The sequence below is a fragment of the Gammaproteobacteria bacterium genome, assembly GCA_035546635.1.
Lineage (GTDB): Bacteria > Pseudomonadota > Gammaproteobacteria > JAURND01 > JAURND01 > DASZWJ01.
This window is the reverse complement of the sequence record DASZWJ010000017.1, coordinates 195,165-213,059: the sequence shown is the minus strand read 5'-3', so window position 1 is coordinate 213,059 and position 17,895 is coordinate 195,165. Positions and strand designations below refer to the sequence as shown.

General features: G+C 43.1%; 20 protein-coding genes. 12 read left to right on the top strand and 8 right to left on the bottom strand.

Annotation, left to right across the window (positions count from 1 at the left end; genetic code table 11):
* The first annotated feature begins 3 nt into the window (after positions 1 to 3).
* Positions 4 to 636 (top strand): 16S rRNA (guanine(527)-N(7))-methyltransferase RsmG, encoded by a 633-nt coding sequence (gene rsmG, locus VHE99_03795; GenBank protein HVV68147.1) that lies wholly within the window; start codon positions 4 to 6, stop codon positions 634 to 636.
* Positions 637 to 668: 32 nt separating this feature from the next.
* Entirely contained in the window at positions 669 to 1,433 is a 765-nt protein-coding gene (locus VHE99_03790; GenBank protein ID HVV68146.1) for a ParA family protein, read from the top strand.
* A 27-nt stretch (positions 1,434 to 1,460) separates the two neighbouring features.
* Here the strand turns inward: VHE99_03790 and VHE99_03785 are convergent, their stop codons facing one another.
* Positions 1,461 to 2,264, bottom strand: a complete 804-nt coding sequence (locus VHE99_03785) for a hypothetical protein (protein HVV68145.1) — start codon at positions 2,262 to 2,264, stop codon at positions 1,461 to 1,463.
* A 226-nt stretch (positions 2,265 to 2,490) separates the two neighbouring features.
* Between VHE99_03785 and VHE99_03780 the strand changes: the two genes are divergently transcribed.
* The 3 genes from VHE99_03780 to VHE99_03770 all read left to right on the top strand — a co-directional run bounded on the left by VHE99_03780 (position 2,491) and on the right by VHE99_03770 (position 4,230).
* Positions 2,491 to 3,366, top strand: a complete 876-nt coding sequence (locus tag VHE99_03780) for a ParB/RepB/Spo0J family partition protein (protein HVV68144.1) — start codon at positions 2,491 to 2,493, stop codon at positions 3,364 to 3,366.
* Positions 3,367 to 3,457: 91 nt separating this feature from the next.
* A complete protein-coding gene (locus tag VHE99_03775; GenBank protein ID HVV68143.1) occupies positions 3,458 to 3,679 on the top strand; it encodes a hypothetical protein in 222 nt (73 codons plus the stop codon).
* Complete coding sequence (locus VHE99_03770) at positions 3,676 to 4,230, top strand: ankyrin repeat domain-containing protein (GenBank protein HVV68142.1); 555 nt, start codon at positions 3,676 to 3,678, stop codon at positions 4,228 to 4,230. Before VHE99_03775 ends, VHE99_03770 begins: the two co-directional genes overlap by 4 nt.
* Before the next feature lie 12 nt (positions 4,231 to 4,242).
* Here the strand turns inward: VHE99_03770 and VHE99_03765 are convergent, their stop codons facing one another.
* The 3 genes from VHE99_03765 to VHE99_03755 form a co-directional block, all read right to left on the bottom strand.
* Entirely contained in the window at positions 4,243 to 5,562 is a 1,320-nt protein-coding gene (locus VHE99_03765; GenBank protein ID HVV68141.1) for a replication-associated recombination protein A, read from the bottom strand.
* 149 nt (positions 5,563 to 5,711) lie between these two features.
* Positions 5,712 to 6,326, bottom strand: a complete 615-nt coding sequence (gene lolA / locus VHE99_03760; protein HVV68140.1) for an outer membrane lipoprotein chaperone LolA — start codon at positions 6,324 to 6,326, stop codon at positions 5,712 to 5,714.
* 241 nt (positions 6,327 to 6,567) lie between these two features.
* Positions 6,568 to 7,053, bottom strand: a complete 486-nt coding sequence (locus tag VHE99_03755; protein ID HVV68139.1) for a GAF domain-containing protein — start codon at positions 7,051 to 7,053, stop codon at positions 6,568 to 6,570.
* Between the two features lie 229 nt (positions 7,054 to 7,282).
* Here VHE99_03755 and VHE99_03750 point away from each other — a divergent pair, with 229 nt between their 5' ends.
* The 3 genes from VHE99_03750 to waaF all read left to right on the top strand — a co-directional run bounded on the left by VHE99_03750 (position 7,283) and on the right by waaF (position 9,316).
* On the top strand, positions 7,283 to 7,954 hold the full coding sequence (locus VHE99_03750; GenBank protein HVV68138.1) for an outer membrane beta-barrel protein: 672 nt from the start codon (positions 7,283 to 7,285) through the stop codon (positions 7,952 to 7,954).
* A gap of 128 nt (positions 7,955 to 8,082) precedes the next feature.
* Entirely contained in the window at positions 8,083 to 8,298 is a 216-nt protein-coding gene (locus VHE99_03745) for a zinc-finger domain-containing protein (GenBank protein HVV68137.1), read from the top strand.
* A complete protein-coding gene (gene waaF, locus VHE99_03740; GenBank protein HVV68136.1) occupies positions 8,282 to 9,316 on the top strand; it encodes a lipopolysaccharide heptosyltransferase II in 1,035 nt (344 codons plus the stop codon). Before VHE99_03745 ends, waaF begins: the two co-directional genes overlap by 17 nt.
* 22 nt (positions 9,317 to 9,338) lie before the next feature.
* Here the strand turns inward: waaF and VHE99_03735 are convergent, their stop codons facing one another.
* Entirely contained in the window at positions 9,339 to 10,628 is a 1,290-nt protein-coding gene (locus VHE99_03735) for an MFS transporter (protein ID HVV68135.1), read from the bottom strand.
* Between the two features lie 68 nt (positions 10,629 to 10,696).
* Here VHE99_03735 and VHE99_03730 point away from each other — a divergent pair, with 68 nt between their 5' ends.
* Positions 10,697 to 11,479 (top strand): TatD family hydrolase, encoded by a 783-nt coding sequence (locus VHE99_03730; protein ID HVV68134.1) that lies wholly within the window; start codon positions 10,697 to 10,699, stop codon positions 11,477 to 11,479.
* Between the two features lie 329 nt (positions 11,480 to 11,808).
* Here VHE99_03730 and glpK read toward each other — a convergent pair whose 3' ends face one another.
* Positions 11,809 to 13,296: a glycerol kinase GlpK gene (gene glpK / locus VHE99_03725; GenBank protein HVV68133.1), complete on the bottom strand. Its 1,488-nt coding sequence runs from the start codon at positions 13,294 to 13,296 to the stop codon at positions 11,809 to 11,811.
* Between the two features lie 337 nt (positions 13,297 to 13,633).
* Between glpK and VHE99_03720 the strand changes: the two genes are divergently transcribed.
* Entirely contained in the window at positions 13,634 to 14,035 is a 402-nt protein-coding gene (locus VHE99_03720) for a hypothetical protein (protein HVV68132.1), read from the top strand.
* Between the two features lie 43 nt (positions 14,036 to 14,078).
* On the opposite strand, the gene VHE99_03715 is transcribed toward VHE99_03720, so the two are convergent.
* Positions 14,079 to 15,284 carry a multidrug effflux MFS transporter gene (locus tag VHE99_03715; GenBank protein ID HVV68131.1) on the bottom strand — a complete coding sequence of 402 codons (1,206 nt, stop codon included), beginning with the start codon at positions 15,282 to 15,284 and terminating at the stop codon, positions 14,079 to 14,081.
* Between the two features lie 150 nt (positions 15,285 to 15,434).
* Between VHE99_03715 and VHE99_03710 the strand changes: the two genes are divergently transcribed.
* Positions 15,435 to 15,872, top strand: coding sequence for a hotdog fold thioesterase (locus VHE99_03710; protein ID HVV68130.1), 438 nt, complete (start codon positions 15,435 to 15,437; stop codon positions 15,870 to 15,872).
* Positions 15,869 to 17,386: a hypothetical protein gene (locus VHE99_03705; protein HVV68129.1), complete on the top strand. Its 1,518-nt coding sequence runs from the start codon at positions 15,869 to 15,871 to the stop codon at positions 17,384 to 17,386. Before VHE99_03710 ends, VHE99_03705 begins: the two co-directional genes overlap by 4 nt.
* Positions 17,387 to 17,389: 3 nt before the next feature.
* On the opposite strand, the gene VHE99_03700 is transcribed toward VHE99_03705, so the two are convergent.
* Complete coding sequence (locus VHE99_03700; GenBank protein ID HVV68128.1) at positions 17,390 to 17,893, bottom strand: phosphatidylglycerophosphatase A; 504 nt, start codon at positions 17,891 to 17,893, stop codon at positions 17,390 to 17,392.
* Between the last annotated feature and the right edge of the window lie 2 nt (positions 17,894 to 17,895).

Genomic DNA, 17,895 nt, shown 5'->3' with positions numbered 1-17,895 from the left:
ATAATGCCAAATCAAATTTTTCCCCAACTCGAGCAATTATTAACTCAAATTCTAGCAACATTGGATCTCAAATTACCCTCTGATGTCCCCGAAAAAATACTCCAGTATTTAACAATTCTGGAGCAATGGAATCAAATTTATAATCTCACCGCCATTCGCAACCCCGAAGAAATGTTATATAAACATATCGCTGATTCTCTGGCCTGTGCGCCTTATTTACAGGGACAGCGTTGGTTAGATGTGGGCAGTGGCGCAGGTCTGCCAGGCATTCCTTTGGCGTTGGCATTTCCTGATTGGGAATGGACGCTACTTGACAGCAATGGTAAAAAAACCCGCTTTTTATTGCAGGTGAAAACTTTGCTGAACTTATCCAATGTGACGATAGTGCAGTCCCGAGTTGAGAATTTCAAACCGCAACAGTGTTTTGATGGAGTGATTGCGCGTGCCTTTGCAAAATTAAGTGATATGATGGTCGTGACCGGTGGTCTTTATTGCCGAGGTGGTCGTTTGTGGGCGCTAAAAGGCGTTTATCCAGAAGCAGAGCTGCAAGCTGTCACTCTGCCGTTTACGGTGCAGGCTATAAAAGTACCGGGGTTAGAGGAGCAGCGCCATTTAGTTTGTGTGTCTATGAATTAACAGCTTAAAAACTTTATCATCAGGAAATTATCATGGGAAAAATCATCGCCATAGCCAATCAAAAAGGCGGTGTAGGCAAAACCACCACCTGCGTCAATTTGGCGGCGTCGTTAGCGGCCACTAAACATCGGGTATTGTTGATTGATTTTGATCCGCAGGGCAATGCCAGTGTTGGTAGCGGTATTACCAAAGATCTGGAAGTACTGACTATCAAAGAGGTTTTACTGGGTGAGGCTGAAATTGCAGAAGCCTTGGTGCACACAGTTGGGCAATATGATCTGTTGCCGGCCGATGGAGATTTAACTGTAGCTGAAATCCAGTTGTTGCAGCAGAGCGAGCGTGAATATTGTTTGCGTAATCAGTTAGCTTTAGTGCGTGATGAATATGACTATATCCTAGTGGACTGCCCGCCCTCGTTAAATATTCTTACGGTGAATGCATTAGTCGCTGCAGATACGGTGCTCATCACCATGCCTTGTGAATATTTTGCCCTAGAAGGATTGGCCAGTCTTTTAAATACTATTGAACAAATTCGTCAATCTGCCAATCCGATGCTGCAGGTCGAAGGTTTGTTGCGCACTATGTATGATGGTCGTAATCGTTTAACGCACGAAGTCAACGAGCAGCTGACAGCGCATTTTGGTGAAAAACTTTACAGTACAGTGATTCCTCGCAATGTTCGGGTAGCTGAAGCGCCGAGTTTTGGTCTGCCAGCGTTATTACATGACCGCCGTTCACCTGGCGCTTTAGCCTATTTGGCATTAGCGGGTGAGATGCTACGGCGGCAGCGGGTGTAATGCTCACGCTATTTAAAGCGATCCTAATTATCTGTTTTTATGCTCATTATTTTCAGTAGTTAAGTTCTCTAGATGAGAGAAATCTAATTTTAATCCGGGAAAAGCTGAGTTTAATTTTTTCAAGGGGTCTTCCAGAAGTATCGCTATGTCTTCTACCGCATATTCTTTTTTAAGATCACTATAATTTTTTAACAACTCGGTAAGTTGTTTTTGCAGTTCTGCCTGTTGTCGCTGTTCTGCTCGCCGTTGTTCTTCAGCAAAAAAAGTTTGATTTGATTCCGCAAGCGCTTTTTGCAAATCTGCATCATCGTTGTTTTGTGGAATAACTCTGGTTGCGGATTTTTGCTCTGCTGGAGCTGACGACGAAGTTGAAGAGGTTTGAGATAGAGAAGCTTTATTCATCGACCTATTATAGTTATTCCATTGAGCTAGGAGTGTTTTTTCCAATTCTGTATTTGGCGGTGATGTTAATATTTGTTCATAAAATTTTTCATATCTAGCTCTTCTTAGGTCGTCAGATAAATATTTACAAAGCTCTATGTTTCTAGTTACTTTTGCATATTGACCTTCAGCAGCTGTAAGCTGTTGAGATACTTTTTTTTGTGTTTCGCTACCTAGATTAAGCCCTGCTATACTGAGTTGTTGTCTCAAATCCTCAATGTCGCCTCTTAGTTTGTTTTGCTGCTTAAGCAATGCAGTTAGCAGTCCTTCTTGTCTAATATCGTTCATCCATTGAGGTGCATCTTTAGTGGAATGGATAATGGCATAATAATCTGGAAAAATATTAAACCGGGTACTTGGGCTTTTAGTTTCAGAAGGTTGATATGTCATGGTTTAGTACCTTTATTTTTCATTAAATTTTAAAGAATATTTGACAAGTTTACATTAGGAATCTTAACAGTAGATTAATGTTTATATATTGCGAACTTTCTTTTTTACTCTGGGTTTGGGATTTGGCTAACATCCATTCGGGGTTATAGATGATTCAGCCGGATTTGGGTGGTACACTTACCGCATTTCTATCAATCCCAAATGATCATTTAAAAGCCCTTAAAATATGAATTCATCCATTAAAACCAAACGCAGCCTAGGTCGCGGGCTGAATGAACTGCTAAGCGGCGGTGCACAGCTCCAAAGTGCAGCAAAATCCCAACTCCAAGAAGTACCACGACATTTGCCTGTGGAAGCACTGCAGCCAGGCAAATATCAACCACGTCGAGAAATGGACCAAGAAGCCTTGCAAGAGCTTGCGGCTTCTATCAGTGCCCAAGGGGTTTTGCAGCCAATCCTGGTGCGGGCATTGCAACAAAACCGCTATGAAATCATTGCCGGTGAGCGACGCTGGCGGGCGGCGCAATTGGTGGGTTTAGCTGAGGTACCGGTGTTCTTGCGCGAGATCAGTGATGAAACCGCGATGGCGATGGGGCTGATTGAAAACATCCAACGTGAAGATTTAAATGCTTTGGAACAAGCAGTGGCATTGAAGCGGTTGGGTGAGGAATTTGGTTTGACGCATGAAGCGATTGCTAAAGCAGTGGGTAAGTCACGGGTTAGCGTCAGTAATTTGCTGCGCCTATTAAATCTGGAAGCACAGGTCCAGTCATTATTGGAAAAAGGGGTCTTGGATATGGGGCATGCACGAGCACTCTTAAGTTTGTCGGCACTCCAACAGGTTCAGTTGGCTAATCTGATCGTGGCTAAGGGATTATCTGTTCGCGCTACAGAAGATTTAGCACGCAAATGGCAGTCTGAACCTGAAACTAAAAATCATAGATCACAAGCTAATCCAGATATTATGCGCTTAGAGTCAGAGTTGGCAGATAAGCTAGGGGCGAAAGTTGATATTAAACATCAGGTAAAAGGCAAAGGTCGATTAGTCATTCATTATCATACTTTAGATGAGTTAGATGGAATTTTAGAACGTATTCGATAACTCTATTCTACCGTGCTTTCAGAAAATTTCCTGTCTACTATCCTGGGAGAAGAATAATTGCATTTTCTTTTTTAAAAATCAGGCCACAGTAATGTCACACTTATCGAAAGAAACTTCCCCTCCACCAGAACAAAAAGCCCACGGCAAAGATAATTTTTGGGAACAGTATTTAGAAGCCTGGAAAACTGTAGAGAATGACTCTGCCAAACTATTAAAAGATTTTAAAGAATTTTCAGCTTCGGGGGCTGATCTTCGTTCATCCTGGGAACAATTATCGGAATTCCGGCATTCCTGGCGCATGGGGCTAATGTGAATCATGTTAATAACAAGGGTGATTCTGTGCTTATCACCGCTGCAGACTCGGGTAAAAGCCGTTGGGTGCAGATGTTATTGGAAAAGGATGCAGACGTGAACTATTCCAATGAATTAGATAATGGTGATACTGCGCTTATTGCGGCATCTGTAGAGAGTGATGCTGAAGTCATGCAGCTCTTATTAAACGGTGGTGCTGATGTGAATCATACCAATCATGAGGGTGATTCAGCGCTTATTTGTGCTGCTAGACTTTCGCGGCTTGATAAAAGTGATTCTCCTGATAAAGGTATACTCATTTTGTTGGCATATGGTGCTGATCCACGCATTGTTAACAAGGAAAATAAAACTGCTTATAAAATTGTTAAATCGGATATAATAACTGCTCAACTTTGGCGAGCAGAAAATGGTGAAAGACCACCTAAACAGCCGTTCTCTCCAGAGTTTTTTCGTCCTTCTTCTTCCCCGAAAAAGGAAAAACCCGTAGAAGAAATTGAACCAGATAAAGACAAGGATCAAAACAAAAATAATGAAGACTGCACAATTTGTTAAGCGCATTGGTGGCTATTTCTTTTCTTTAGTTTTTCGATCCAACTCGCGCAAATGTTGTAGTTTTTCTCCAATTTTTATTTCCAGTCCCCGTGCGACTGGGTGATAATAATGTTTTTCACCCAATGCCTCAGGGAAATAGGTTTCTCCGGCAGCGTAAGCTTCCGGTTCATTATGCGCGTAGCGATAACCTGTACCATAACCCATGTTTTTCATCAGGCGGGTAGGCGCATTGCGGATATGCATCGGAACATCCAGAGAGCCTGAGTTTTTGGCATCATCAAGGGCGGCGCCAAAAGCGGTATAGACAGCGTTGCTTTTGGCAGCGCAAGCCATATAAACTACCGCTTGTGCAATAGCCAGCTCGCCTTCAGGGCTGCCTAAGCGTTGATAAGTTTCCCAAGCGTTGAGTGCCAGTGTTAATGCGCGTGGATCAGCGTTGCCGATATCTTCACTCGCCATACGCAATACTCTTCTGGCGATATATTCAGGGTCGCAGCCGGCATCTAACATGCGCGTCAGCCAGTACAATGCAGCATCAGGAGCAGTGCCACGTACTGATTTATGTAGCGCAGAAATCTGTTCATAAAATAAATCACCTTGTTTATCAAAACGTCTGACACTGCCGGAGAGAATTTCATTTAATATCTCTTCAGTAATTTGTTCGCTTTCTGCTTCTTCCACTGCAAAATCGGCGATAATTTCTAACATGTTTAATGCTTGGCGCGCATCGCCATCGGCAAATTGGGCTAAACGTTGTTTAAGATCGTCAGGGAAATGAATAGGGCGATTGCCAAGGCCGCGTTCTTTATCTTTGAGGGCAGCATCGATAATTTTGAGAATTTCTTCTTGCTGTAAACGTTTTAATACATAGACACGGGCGCGTGACAGTAAAGCATTATTTAATTCGAATGAAGGGTTTTCCGTGGTGGCGCCGATGAGAATTAAAGTGCCATCTTCGACATAAGGTAAAAATGCATCTTGTTGGGCTTTGTTGAAGCGGTGGACTTCATCTACAAATAATACAGTGTTATGTTGTTCAGTTTTTCTTGCCTGTTGGGCGCGCTCGACAATTTGGCGGATATCTTTGACGCCAGCTAGTACAGCAGAAATATTTTCGATATTGGCTTTGGCATGTTCTGCTAGTAAACGCGCAAGCGTCGTTTTGCCGGTGCCGGGTGGCCCCCATAAAATCATCGAGTGCAAACTGTTGCTTTCGATGGCGCGACGCAAAGGCTTATTTTTTCCTAGCAAATGCTGCTGGCCAAAAAATTCATCAATGGAGCGCGGGCGCATGCGTGCGGCTAGAGGTTGAAATGAGGTGGTGTTTGACATGGGTAATTTTATTGTAACTCATCTCTTTACACAAAATATTGTCATTCCCGCGCAGGCGGGAATCTATTTCTTTTCTGGCACAGAGCTCAAACCAGGATAGATTCCCGCCTGCGCGGGAATGACAGCTAATTTAGGATGACAGTGTTTGCTCAATTTTTAATAACTTCCACACCCCGTGGTGCTTTAAATTGAAATAAACCCGCGTTTAATTTCGGATTGATACTCACTTGGCTAAAATGAAAATCAGTTAATGAACCTAAATTATCCATCAAGCGCATTTGCGTTAATTTTGAATTACTAAAAGTTAATTCAATCCATTTAAACATATCATTTTCACTTTTAGGTTTTAATTGGAAAGATTGACTGGTTTTTTGCGTAACGATAAAACGATTTTCTAAATCTTCAATCGAGCCGCTTAATAATGAGGCCGGACTATTGTTGTTATTTTTATCGAGATGCTGCTGAGTCGCTTGCGATAAATCGATGTCATAAATCCAAAGATTACGTCCGTTCGCAATTAATAATTGTGGATTCGGTTTAAACACCTGCCAACGAAATTTTCCCGGCCGCATCAGCGCCATTTGTCCGCTGCTTCTTTGTAAGGCTTTGCCATTACTGTTAAAAACAACTTGTTGAAATTGCGCGGACATTGATTGAAAGCTGGAAAGCAACTGAGTCAGATCGTCGGAAGCGGTTTGTGCTTGTGCGGTTAACGTCAACAAAAACAAGGACAGGCATAAGCCTTTCAGTAGAAAACTTTTCATATAATTAATCCATTGGAAATAGGAATCAACCTATGGTACCAGTCTGATCTCTAGGTTGCTAGTTAGTCACTGTCGTGTTTTAAAAGGCACTTAACTGAGCTTTCAAGAACTGTGGATTAGGGGAGGGTTAAGCGAAACCTTTGTTTCATGGATGAAACAAGGGAGCGTACATGGACGTATTCACAGCGTTTTCGCTTAACCCTCCCCTAATCCACAGTTCTTGAAAGCGTCCGGCGGCACCTCAGATAGCAGACATGTCTAACAATATATCCAACAAAACCTCTAATCCTTGCCGATCAGTTTCGTCAAAACGACCAATCACTGGACTGTCTAAATCGAGTACACCGATTAAACGATTATGTTTTATCATCGGCAATACTATTTCAGAGCGAGTCATGTCATCGCAGGCGATATAGCCGGGAAAACTTTGCACATCTTCAATAATGACCGCTTCGCGTTTTTCAGCACTCACGCCGCAAGCGCCTTTGCCAAGCGCAATGCGTACACAAGCAGGGTGGCCTTGAAAGGGTCCAACCACCAACATATGGTCTTTTAACAAATAAAATCCTGCCCAATTGAGTCTTGGTAGGCTATGAAATAAAAAGGCGGCAAATTGTGCGCTATTGGCTAGCCAGTCAGATTCACCGGTGAATAAGCCGCGTAATTGCGTAGCCAATTCATGGTAATGTAAAGATTTATCAGGGTTTTGGGGTAGGGCATTGAACATGTTATGTGTCCTGTTTTACAGAGGTAATATAGAAATAGTGCGGGAATTAATCCTGCCAAAATGGTTGCTTTTCTTAGACCCAATGATTAGACTTCCAACGTTCAGCTTTTGTCAAGGAAAGGTGAAAGGGGTGTTTAAAGCTTTGTCAAGGCTTTTTCGCGCTTAAAAAGGTAAATAGATATAGTGGATATACGAAGTTTCTAAACAACACACTCTTTAGGAGATAATAATGATGTTGAAAAGACCTATTTTAAATGTAGCAATTTCCCTTGCTGCCTTGGGTTTAACGACGGGAGCATTAGCTGGTCAATATGATAGTAGCAATAGCGGTTATTACAGTCCGGCACCTATTCCGGTAGCCGTCCCTTCTCCTTATGAATATAAGGATTCAGGTTTTATCATTGGCTTGCAAGCCGGCTATGCTGATACGCATTGGGACAATATTGATAATTTGGTCCCGAATTTGGATGGTGATGGGTTCGCTGCTAGAGGCTATTTGGGTTATGCCTTCAATAAATATTTCGCAGTGGAAAGTGGTTATACTTACCTACCTAAAGCCACAGGCGATGATGGTGTTAGTATTACCAATTATGCTATAGACTTATTAGGTAAAATATCTTGGGCAGTAACTCCTGGATTAAGCATTTATGCCAAAGCGGGTGGAAGTTACTTGCATTCTAATATCGATACAAATATTAAAAATGCTCCCAATGGCAGCAATGGACATATCGGTCCTGCTTATGGAGTGGGCGCTTCTTATGAAATCATTCCAAACTTAGCCATTGGTCTGGATTGGGAACGTTTCAGCGGTAATGGCAAAGTCGGTGATTCAAGCTATCAGCCACAACAGGATGCGGTATTCTTGGGGTTGTCATATAAATTCCCGACCAATTATTCATAACGATACTTAAGTAACTTAAAGGCGGGTAGCTGACATCCTTCACTTATGGTTCAGGATGACAACTACTCGCTTTTTTTTGTGTTGATATTTGCCAATTCTTGTAGATACATTTGTCCAAGGGGGAAACCATGACTGAACAACAGGCTTGCTGCGCTAAGCGCTATGAAGTAACCCATGCGGATCTGCCACTGTCTTGTCCGATGCCTGAATATCGTTTGTGGGATGCGCACCCTTGCGTGTATTTACCTATTCAAGCGACCGGTCAAGCCGTATGCCCTTATTGTGGCGCTGAATATTTACTGATTGACTATGAGCCGGAATACGATAATGAGCAGTCCGAATAAAAATAAAAAAATACTGGTAGTGGCTCCGGCTTGGGTGGGTGACATGGTCATGACACAGACCTTGTTCCAAGTGATAAAACAACAACATCCTGATGCCATCATCGATGTATTAGCTCCAGCCTGGACGCAAGGTTTATTGGAGCGTATGCCGGAAGTGCATCAATCTTTTATTTCTGCTTTTAAACATGGTGAGTTGCGCCTATGGCAGCGTTTGCAGCTGGCGCGGCAGCTGCGTTCAAATCATTATTCACAAGTCATTATTCTGCCTAATTCTTTCAAGTCAGCCTTAATTCCTTTCTTCAGCGCTATTCCGCAGCGCACGGCTTGGCGCGGTGAATGGCCGCGTTTTTGCCTAGTCAATGATGCACGGACGTTAGATGAACAGCATTTACCCTTGATGGTGCAGCGTTTTGCGGCGCTGGGATTGCCTAAAAATGCGTGTTTACCTGACCCTTTACCCATGCCGTTATTGAACATTTCGTCTGAGAAATTAAATGCAGCATTACAAAAGTTGCAATTACCATTGCCTAAACGTCCGCTGTTGGCCTTGGCGCCGGGCGCGGAATTTGGACCCAGTAAACGCTGGCCAGCTAGCCATTTTGCAGAGGTAGCTAAGGCTAAGCTTGCGCAAAATTGGGATGTTTGGTTATTTGGTTCAGGTAATGACAGTGCGATTACTCAGGAAATTTACAAACTGACAGATGGGAAAGTCGTGGATCTCACTGGAAAAACTACTTTGGCTGAGGCGGTGGATTTGTTGTCATTGGCGACGGCGGTGATTAGTAATGATTCAGGATTAATGCATATCGCTGCTGCGCTGAAGAAGCCTTTAGTCGCGATTTATGGTTCAACCTCTCCTAAATTCACGCCGCCGTTGTCGGATAAAGTAGTGATTGTTTCGCTAGATTTATCCTGCAGTCCATGTTTTCAGAGAGTTTGCCCATTGGGGCATTGGCGTTGCATGTTAGATCTGAAGCCCGAGGAAATTTTGGCTGGGTTGGAGCGGTTAGGTGTTTGATGGGATAGGTTTAAGTATCCCATTACGATGTCAATTCAATCCCACTTAATAAGGGTTTACGGTAGGTTTCCTGACACAACAACATCGTAATAAAAGATAATGCAGCGCCTCCCATCAAATACCAGGCAGGTGCTAAATCATTATGGGCAAGTCTAGCTAGAGATAAAGCGACCAGTGGGGCGGTGCCGCCGAAAATGGTGATGCTGATATTGTAGCCGAGGGCAGCGCCGGTATTGCGGACTTCTGTAGGAAATAATTCAGCAAGACAAGTCAAAACTAAGCCATCTATGCTAGCTAGCAAAATAACGAATAAAATTTCTGCGCCTAAGGCATAATAAAATGTCTTGTGAGAAAGTAACCAGAAAACGGGTAACTGGCACAAAAAAAAGAGTGCACTACCTGTCAAAAATACTGGTTTTCTGCCCAATTTATCGGATAGAAAACCGAAAAATGGTGTGGCGAAGATAAACACGATCATGCTCAGTACATTGATTAGCATGGCTTGTTTTAACAATAATCCGCCTGGGCTGGTCAGATAAGTTGTGAAATAACCAATCAGAAAATAATTGCCGATACCCATCGCGATTGTTAAACCGATAGCACGTAATAAACTGGCACGGTGATGCTGAAAAATTTGTTTAATGGGCGATGAGGCTTGGTGTTTTATCGCTTTAAAATGTGGAGATTCTAAGGCCATTAACCGTAATGCCAAGCCGATTAATCCAAATACTCCGGCAAGTAAAAAAGGAATACGCCAGCCCCAAGCTTTCAACAACTCAGGGGGCATGAATTCTGTTTGCAAGGTGGCAATGGCTGCGCCTAACACAATGCCGACGAACGCGCCCGCATAAATCAAGCTGCCTGAGAAACCTCGGCGGCTAGGATGGGAGTGTTCAATTAAAAAACTACCGGAACTGGTAAATTCGCCACTGACTGCAAACCCTTGCACACAGCGAATCAAGGTTAAGAGAATGGGAGCAGCTACACCTATCGTGGCATGTTCGGGTAATATGCCAATTGCAACCGTAGGTAATGTCATTAACGAAATAGTAAAGATTAAAGTTTTTCTGCGGCCGTAGACATCTCCCCAGCGTCCAATGACTAATGCCCCTAAGGGTCGTACTAAAAAACCCAGGGCAAAAACGGAAAATGTCATTAATAATGATAAAAAATAGGTTTTGGCTGGAAAAAAAAGTGGTGCGATAATCGGAGCAAAGTAGGCATATAATAAGAAATCATACCATTCCAAGGTGTTGCCAACGACGCCGGCCAGTGTGGTGATGGTTGATTTATGAGATTGTGATGTCAGCATTATTTGTTTCCAGTAGATGCTTAATCTAAAGAATTTTGAGAAATTATAATCATACTTCAAAGGATTTTATGCTTATCGATTCCCATTGTCATTTAAATCGTCTAGATCTTAGCAAATATCAGGATGATTTAAATCTGGCTTTACAAGCCGCCAAAGCTGAAGGTGTTGAACGGATACTTTGTGTTTGTGTTGAGTTAGAGGATTTTCCCGCCATAATCTCCATCACAGAACAGTATAATTTTGTGCAGGCATCCGTGGGTTTGCATCCCACTGAATCAGTTCAGCAAGAACCGACACAGAGTCAGTTAACCGATTTGGCACGCCATTCTAAAGTCTTGGCCATTGGTGAAACGGGTCTGGATTACTATCGTTGCGAAGGTGATATGGAATGGCAACGTCAACGATTTCGCAATCACATTGGTGCTGCACGTGCGGTGCAAAAGCCATTGATTATCCATACGCGCCAAGCTGCAGCGGATACTTTGCATATTTTGCGCGAAGAAAAAGCAGAGGCAGTGGGTGGCGTGTTTCATTGTTTTACTGAAGACTGGGAGGTCGCAAAGCAGGCTTTGGATATAGGTTTTTATATTTCATTTTCAGGCATCATTACATTTAACAATGCAAAAGCCTTGCAGGAAGTCGTCAAACAGGTGCCGTTAGCGCGTATTTTGATTGAAACGGATGCGCCTTATCTGGCGCCAGTACCACATCGCGGTAAACCGAATGAACCGGCCTATGTGCGTTATGTAGCGCAAAGCATAGCGCAATTAAAAAATACTGACTTTGAGACAGTGGCTGCAAAGACTAGTGCCAACTTTTGCCAGCTATTTCAAGTTAAAGAGAATAGTTAACAAGTGGAATATACACAGGTTGAATCCAACTCTTTGCATATTAAGAAGTTAGCTGAAAAAATCCTGCTGTTTGTGAAGTATTCGATACAACTATCTGATTAATAATTAGTTTTTGTGATTGACTATTTCCTGGGCAAACTGAGTAGGGGCGAGGAAAATCAGGGATTTGCTTAAGTCACAGGGAATATATCCACAAAGTTATCCACAGAATCTGTGGATAAGATGTCGCTGGCGCGAAATACAAAAAAGGCACGTCGTTTTGCCATGAATGCCGGGACGATGTGCCTTTTTGAATTTCGTGCCAGGGGCAAGCTTCACCCCTTTTTCACCTATTGCTGCACCAAAACCCGATTAATCGTTTGTTGCCAATTTTGATAAAGCCCTTGTGATAACGCAGCATCAATTGTGGGTTCAAAACGTCGTTCGCAGCGCCATAGCTTGCTGATTTCTTCCAGCGAGTTAAACACACCAGCCTGAAGCCCAGCTAGAAAAGCCACACCTAAAGCAGTCGTTTCTTTAACTCCCGGTCGTTCCACAGGCAAATGCAGCATATCCGCTAGAAACTGCATAAGCCAATTATTAACCACCATCCCGCCATCAACACGAATGGCACCTAACGTCATTGGGCTGTCAGCCAGTACGGCATTCAGTAAATCACGGGTTTGATAAGCTACAGCTTCAAGCGCGGCTCTGACAATGTGTGCCGGTTGGCTATCGCGTGTTAGCCCTTCTATGCTAGCGCGAGCAGTGGGTTTCCAGTAAGGCGCCCCAAGACCAGTGAAAGCAGGTACTAAATAGACTCCGCCATTATCGGGTAAGCTGGCCGCAAGTGATTCTGTTTGGTCAGCATTTTCAATCAGATGCAATTTATCGCGCAACCACTGCACAGTGCTACCGGAAGAGAAGATACTGCCTTCAATCGCATAATGCGTATTACCTTGGATACGGTAACCGATAGTAGTCAACAGACGGTTTTTAGATACCACGGCTTCTGTGCCGGTATTGACTATTAGAAATGCGCCAGTTCCGTAGGTACTTTTAACCATGCCTGGCTGAAAGCAGGCTTGTCCAACCAGTGCTGATTGCTGATCCCCAGCCATGGCCATAATCGGTATTTCATGGCCAAATAGACTGGGATGCGTGGTGCCAAAATCCGCTGTATTGTCCAGAACTTCTGGTAGTAAGCTAGAAGGCACATTAAATAAGCGTAATAAACCACCATCCCATTGTAAGCTATGAATATTAAACAGCTGTGTACGCGAAGCATTGGTGATATCGGTAGCGTGGCGTGCGCCATTGGTCAGGCGCCATAACAGAAAACTATCAATGGTGCCAAATGCGAGCGAGCCTTTTTCTGCTTGAGCGCGTGCGCCAGGCACGTGATCTAACAGCCAAGTGATTTTTGATGCAGAAAAATAGGGGTCAAGTAATAAACCAGTGCTGTGCTGGACTTCAACCTCATGTCCCGCCTCAAACAGGTTTTGGCAAAAATCTGTGGTGCGTCGATCTTGCCAGACGATGGCGCGATGGATGGGTGTGCCGGTAGTTCTGTCCCAGATCACGGTAGTTTCACGCTGATTGGTAATGCCTATCGCTTCAATATCTTTCGCTGATAATCCTGCACTTTGTAAGGCTTGTCGGCAACAGGTCAGCGTAGCCTGCCAGATTTCTTCGGCATCGTGTTCGACCCATCCGGGGTTGGGAAAATATTGTTTCAGCTCCAGCTGGTGCAAGCTGATGGGCTCTGCACTGTCATTAAAGACAATGGCGCGGGTGCTGGTGGTGCCTTGATCGATAGATAATATGAACTTGGCCATAGGGTTTTTTTCTCCATTAGCAATGGTTGTTATGCACAGCTCTAAGACAACTTCTTTTTTATGAATAAGTTAGCCTAAAAATCCAGCTGATTATGAGGAATGTTTTGTAACATATTGATTTAAATTAAAATTACTTTGTTGGCTAATAACTGAGCAAATTGTTGCGCTAGTAGCTGATTCACTGTGTTCGGCTACTTAGATAAGCGTATATCCACAAAGTTATCCACAGAATCTGTGGATAAGCCACCGGATGACGAATTGTTGCGGAAAAGGCTTAGTTACAGCTACAGTGGTTGAGTATATAATCTTCCGCTGATCTCATACAGGATTTTAAATTATGAATACGCCCAAAAAAGTACTTGGAGCGGCATTGGCTGTTGCCGTTGGCATGACATTAAAAGGCTGTGCCACCACCAACACCCAGACTCAAGTTTATGGACCACGTCCCTATTATAATCATGGCAATGAATTGGTGTTATGCTCAGGTTTTAATGGTAGCAACGCCTGTCGTGGCATCAGCGGTTGTGGATCCTATAGTCAATGCGGTATGAGCAGTTGTGGTTCAATTAATTCTTGTGGTAGCAGTGGCTGTCAGACCTTCGCTACCACTTATGTTGCAGTTAACAATAGCTGCAATGCTTTCAGTTCTTGCAGCGGCGTCAATGGCTGCAATGGCAAATACACCTTTCACAAAAATAATAATGTCAGGTGCAGGTTGGTGGGTTATGTTGATCCTTAATTTGGTTGTCATTTTGAGCACAGCGAAGGATGACAGTCCCTGCTTAGGACGCCAGGAGATGTTGCCTATGTCGCAATATAAATTGCCCTCCCAAGGCCATCAGCGCTACCAGGCTACAAACTATCATGGTAATGGCAAGTGGCGTAGTAGATTGCACTTGCCAACGCATGACATAGGAACCAACTAGCGCCCCGATTAAAAATTGCAAACAACCCACTAGCGCGGCGGCCGAGCCCGCCATGGCAGCAAAGGGTTGCATGGCGCCACCTACACCGGCTCCCATCATAAACGACCCACCTAGACCTGCTAACATACACGGCAATAGAAATTGTGCCTTACTGATTCCCATCGACAGATACCATACTTCCATGCTGACTCCAGCCACCAGCATAAATATGCTGCCTATTAGCACTGTTTTAAATGGACCAATTTTATCGGCTACTTTGCCACTAATCATGCTGCCAATAAAAAAGGTAAAACCTACGGTAAAAAAATAATAGCCAAAATTCTTTACCGGTGCGTGCAATAAATTAATGATGATATAAGGAGAGCTGGAAAAAAACGTAAAGAAGATAGTCAAACCCGCTGATGTGCAACAGGCATAGCTGATAAAAATCGGATGCGTGAGAATGTTAAAGTAGCGCCGAAAAATACCCAAATCTAGCTTTACGCGTTTTTCCAAGGCTAAAGTTTCTTTTATTCTAAATAACGCTAGCATCAATACCAAAATACCGATAGCAATTAAAAATACAAATTCAGCTCGCCAATCAAACCACGTTGCCAAATAGCTGCCAATAATTGGTGCGAACAACGGTGACATCGCCAGTCCACAGTTCAAAAAGCTATACACTTTTGCGCCGTCATTACCGGAGAATTTATCTCGTACCATAGCGAATGCTGCCACCATCATCCCGCAGCCGCCAAAGGCTTGCACGAGTCGTCCCGCGATTAAAAGCTGGATGGAATTGGACAGTGCGCAAATCAGTGAGCCGATGATAAACGAGAATACACTGAAAAAAATTATCCGGCGGCGACCATATTGGTCAGTAATGGGGCCCATTAGCAATTGGCCGAGTCCAGTGACGACCATAAATAAACTTAAAGTCAGCTGCACATTAGCCTGATTGGTGTGGAAGTATTGCTTCATTTCTGGGACGACAGGGATGTAAACATCCATGGCAAAGGCGAAGCTGAATACAAAAGGGGCTAGCAGGCAGACAGTGGGTAGGACTTTGGGTTTTGTAGCCATGATGATCCTTGATATAAATTTTTTTATACTGCGATCATTTTCATTCAGTAATGATGAAAAAGCAATTGAATGAATTTTATCGAAAGTTATACTCTAGAATGCCCGCACAAGTTCTGATAATCTCGTTGCTTTGTTGCAGGAGAATGCCCCATGTCCATTTGGAAAACCCCTTTTGATATACACACCGCTAATGCGCGTAGCAAAAACACCATGGCTGAGCATTTAGGTATAGAGTTCACAGAAGTTGGTGGTGATTACTTGGTCGCGCGTATGCCGGTAGATCAACGCACGCGTCAGCCACTGGGTATTATGAATGGGGGTGCATCTTGTGTGTTGGCCGAGACAGTTGGCAGCACGGCTGCGAATTATTGTGTGGATTATGCCAATTTCTATTGTGTTGGGCTGGATATCAACACCAATCATATACGTTCTGCCCGTTCGGGATTTGTCACAGGTACGGCAAAACCCTTTCATATTGGCAAAACTACCCAAGTCTGGAGTATAGAAATTGTCGGTGAACACGGCAAGTTGATTTCTGTCTCCCGCCTGACTATGGCAGTGCTAAAACGTCAGGCGTTACCAGCATGATTTTCAAATGGTTAAGCGGCTTGCCGCAGACAGTTGGTAAATCCCTGTTTTGGACGCTATTGATTATAGTGTCTACTTCTTTGTTGTTGTTTCAAAATATCACTCACGCTACGAATTTTAAAAACGTTTATCGTGATACTAATTTTCAATTATCAGCCGCAATTAATGCCCATCTGTGTCATACGCAGCATATGTTGGATCCAAAAATGATTAACATCATGCGCCAATCGGGTCAAGTGACCGATAGCACGCATATTTTCGATATACCACGCTTCAACAATATGTCCATGCAGGCATACTGTAATCAACATATCAAAGATACACCCACCACTGTCAGTCTTGAAAAAAATTTCGATGTCGCAGAAGGGTTGCCGTTATACTGGGTAGATCGTGCCTTGATTGGCGCATTTGGTAATGTGACTATGCTACAAATGAATATTATGTATCGTTTGCTGCAGATTGCCTTCGCTGCGGTGTTTACATTTTATCTGCTGACGATTGGGGTGCGCTGGCCTTCCGTTTGGGTCATTACTTTGCTAGCAAATTTTGTGAATACCATTGCGCACATTCAGGCGATGAATATTCACGGGTTTGTGTTGCCCTGTTCATTAGCGATTATTGCGATGTATGGTATCGCAATGCGTTTTCGTTTTGATCGATATTTAGCTTGGCACTCCCTGTGGGTGGTGATAATTTCTGCGTTGGAGCTCTGGTTATTTTATGGTCGTTCCTCACAATTGTTTGCGCTTTTAGCATTTAATGTCATTTATGTTATTTTTCTGTTGCGTAAAAGTGACAGAAAATGCTGCTTGGTCATCACATTTTTGTTGGTGAAATTAATCACTATCAGTCTTCTATGTTATGCAGCCTGGGTGGAGCTTGGTCCCAAAGCCTTAACTAGGACGCATCCTGTTATCCATTCGGTGATACTAGGCATGGGTACGCCGAGCAATCAGCTTGCTAGACAGCAAGGCATCAAATGGGAAGATATGATTGGTCTTGATGTAGCCAAAAGAGTAAATCCAAAAGTGGATACGCTCTATAGCCAAGAATACAATGCCGCATTAACCACGTGGTATTTTTCATTGTGGAAGAATGACACACACAGCATGTTGTCACTCTACAATTTGAAATTTTATTATCTACCACAGACAATTATAAAAAACATCGCACTTTATATTAAGCAGAACTATACAATCAATTTAAAGCCATTATTTTATCCGTTTACTTTTATTGAAGGCTATGTAGTGCTATGGCTGATGTTAATCGGTGTGTTTTATTATTTATTTCAATTTGTCAGCAAACTATCGAATGGCTGTTATGTTGTATTATGTTGGTTGATATTAGCGTTTTTAAATTTGCTTGAAAATGCATTGGTCAGTTCGGTGTTTGCTGTGCGTTTTCAGACTATTTTTATTTTTAGTTTTTTAGTGTGGGTGTATGTATTTTGGGGAAGTGTGGTTTATGGTTGCGTATTGTTGTGGAAAAAAATACGTAGCAAGAGCATTTCATGAGCTTTAATCATAATAAACCAATGCCATTGCTAACAATTGTAAAATGATCAACGAATAAACCGCCGCCAATAAGTCATCTAATACAATCCCTAATCCGCCTGTGACTTTGCGATCAATCCAACGAATTGGCCAGGGTTTCCAGATATCAAAAATCCGAAATAATACAAATCCAACAAAAATCCAAAAAACGCCTAATGGCGCACCTACCATAGTTAGTAAATACCCGACAATTTCATCAAGAACCATTCCCGGATGATCGTGTAAACCAAGATCTCGCGAAGCAATGTCGCAGATAATAATTGACGCGATAATAAATACCAAAGTGAGGACGATGTACCAAACTAATGGTAAATGCATCATTAAAATGTATAACGGAATAGCTGCCAGTGTACCAAAGGTTCCGGGTGCAACGGGTATAATGCCACTGCCGAAACCAAAAGCAACGAAGTGGATAGGGTTGCGCCAGATACTACGAAAGCTGCTCGCAGGAGGGAAAGTATGTTTCATGA